The organism is Streptomyces sp. NPDC044002 (assembly GCF_056434525.1).
Map to the genome: position 1 here is coordinate 44,668 of NZ_JBWKEZ010000049.1, position 2,422 is coordinate 47,089.

The following is a 2,422-nucleotide window of genomic DNA, read 5'->3' on the forward strand; positions in this document are numbered from 1 at the left end:
GGGCCCCGCAAGAACCCCCTCCGCCCCCCCCCCCCCCCACCCCCCCCCCCCCCCCCCCCCCCCCCCCCCCCCCCCCCCCCCCCCCCCCCCCCCCCCCGCTGCGGCCTTCCCGGGAGATGTGGAGAAACACGACGTGACGAACCCCTTCGACGACCAGGACGGCACGTTCCTCGTACTCGTCAACGACGAGGGCCAGTACAGCCTGTGGCCGTCCTTCAACGAAGTGCCGGACGGATGGAAGGTGTCCCTCGGCGAAGGCAGCCGGGACGCCGCCTTGGCCCATGTGGAGCAGCACTGGACCGATCTGCGGCCCGCCAGCCTTCGCCAGGCCGCCGCCGGTTCCGGCGCCTGAACGCGCACCCGACGGGCCTGCGAGAGTGCACGTGGAAACCGCGATCCGGGCCGAAGGCCTGAGCAAGCGCTTCAAGGACCACCAGGCCCTGAACGGTGTCGACCTCGCCGTCGCGACGGGCACCGTACTCGGCCTCCTCGGCCCCAACGGGGCGGGCAAGACGACCACCGTACGGGTGCTCAGCACCCTGATCGCTCCCGACGGCGGACACGCCGAGGTGGCCGGGTTCGACGTGGTGCGGCAGCCCTCCGAGGTCCGCCGCCGGATCGGCCTGGCCGGCCAGTACGCGGCCGTCGACGGGCTGCTCACCGGCCGGGAGAACCTCACCCTCATCGGCGTCCTGCTCCACCTGGGCAGGCGCACCGCGCGGCAGCGCGCCGATCAGCTGCTGGAACGCTTCGGCCTGACCGGCGCCGCGGACCGGCCCGCCCGCACCTACTCCGGCGGCATGCGCCGCCGGCTCGACCTGGCGGCCTGCCTGGTGGCCGCACCCTCGGTGCTCTTCCTCGACGAGCCCACCACCGGCCTCGACCCGGTGAGCCGGATGTCGCTGTGGAGCGCCGTCCGTGAACTGGTCGCGGACGGCGTGACCGTCCTGCTGACCACCCAGTACCTGGAAGAGGCCGACTACCTCGCCGACCGCATCGCCGTCGTCGACACCGGGCGCGTCATCGCCGAGGGCACGCCGGACCAGCTCAAGAGGTCGGTCGGCCCGGACCGGCTGGAGATCCGTGTGGTGGGCCGGGACGCGGTCACCGATGCCCTCGCGGTCCTCTGCGCGGGCGCCGCGGAAGAACCGTCCGTGGACCCGGAAAAGGGTGTCATCTCGTTGCGGCTCGACGAAGGAATGGGCAGTATCGCCGCCGCCGCCACGGCATTGGAAAAGGCCGGGGTCGACGTCGCGGATTTTGCCGTGCGCCGCCCCACCCTCGACGACGCCTTCGCCGAGCTCACCGGGCGTACTACCGGCTGAATTCGGCCGGAACGCGTTCCTCCCGTCGGCTGCCCGGTTGGGGGTGGACGCTCCATCGGAACTACGGGGACAACGGGGGAACCGTAATGCAGAGAATCCATTTCACGGCAGCCGACATCGCCCGAACACGGCTGCGGACCACCGCCGGCCCGGAAATCGAAACGGGCCTCGCCCGTGAACTGTTCGCCCGCGGCGCCGGAAACGGGTACACGCGATGGCGGCGTCAGGTCTACCAGAGGCTGCGAGCCAGGAACGGCCCGCAGCCTTTGTCCGCACCGACTACGGCCGACTTCTGGAGGGCCGCCCTCGCCCCGTACTGGAGCCGTGTCCTGGCCTACTGCGAGGCAGAGTCCGATGCCCGCGGCCGGCTGGTGATGACCGGCGGGGTGGAGCAGCTGTTCGCCACCCTGGGCCGTCGGGTCGCCTGGAACGGCCAGGTACTGACGCTGCACGACGGCCCCGACGAGGACGTCCGGCTCGGTGGCCAGGGCCTGGTGCTCAGCCCCTCGGTCTTCCTCGCGCACCGCCCCGCCCGGCTCTTCCACGGCGATCCGCCACGGGCCCAGGCGGCCCTGGTCTTCTCCGCGCCGCCGGACGGGGAGCAGTCCGACGTCCTGTGGGACGAGACGGGCCTGGCCTCGGGGGCCCTCGGCGCGCTCGTCGGGCAGACCAGGGCTGCGGCCCTGCAAGAGCTGAGGGTGTCGTGCACCACCGGCCAGCTCGCCGACCGCCTGGGGGTCTCCGCTCCCTGCGCGAGCCAGCACACGTCCGTGCTGCGCCAGTCCGGTCTGATCACCACCCGGCGGGTGCGCAACACGGTGCTCCACTCTGTCACCCCGCTCGGGATGGCCCTGCTCGACGGGAAGGTCCTGGAGGCCGGTGCCCGCGTGTCCGCGCAGGCCCCGGTGCCCTTCGCCCAGCCGTCGGCCACGGCCTGACGGCGCCGGCCGCCACCGGGAGTGGGGGGGGGGGGGGGGGGGGGGGGGGGGGGGGGGGGGGGGGGAGGGGGGGTGGGGGGGGGGGGGGGGGGGGGGGGGGGGGGGGGGGGGGGGGAGGGAGGGGGGGGGGGGGGGGGAGGGGGGGGGTGGGGGGGGGAA

At 74.2% G+C, this 2,422-nt stretch carries 3 protein-coding genes; all 3 read left to right on the forward strand.

Annotated features, from left to right (window positions below; genetic code table 11):
* Positions 1 to 133 precede the first annotated feature (133 nt).
* Positions 134 to 352: an MbtH family protein gene (locus tag AC07A6_RS29620; RefSeq protein WP_362458993.1), complete on the forward strand. Its 219-nt coding sequence runs from the start codon at positions 134 to 136 to the stop codon at positions 350 to 352.
* 31 nt (positions 353 to 383) lie between these two features.
* Positions 384 to 1,325, forward strand: coding sequence for an ATP-binding cassette domain-containing protein (locus tag AC07A6_RS29625; protein ID WP_478779178.1), 942 nt, complete (start codon positions 384 to 386; stop codon positions 1,323 to 1,325).
* A gap of 266 nt (positions 1,326 to 1,591) precedes the next feature.
* The gene (locus AC07A6_RS29630) at positions 1,592 to 2,263 is read left to right on the forward strand and encodes an ArsR/SmtB family transcription factor (protein WP_478779179.1); all 672 of its coding nucleotides are present in this window, start codon (positions 1,592 to 1,594) and stop codon (positions 2,261 to 2,263) included.
* Positions 2,264 to 2,422 lie beyond the last annotated feature (159 nt).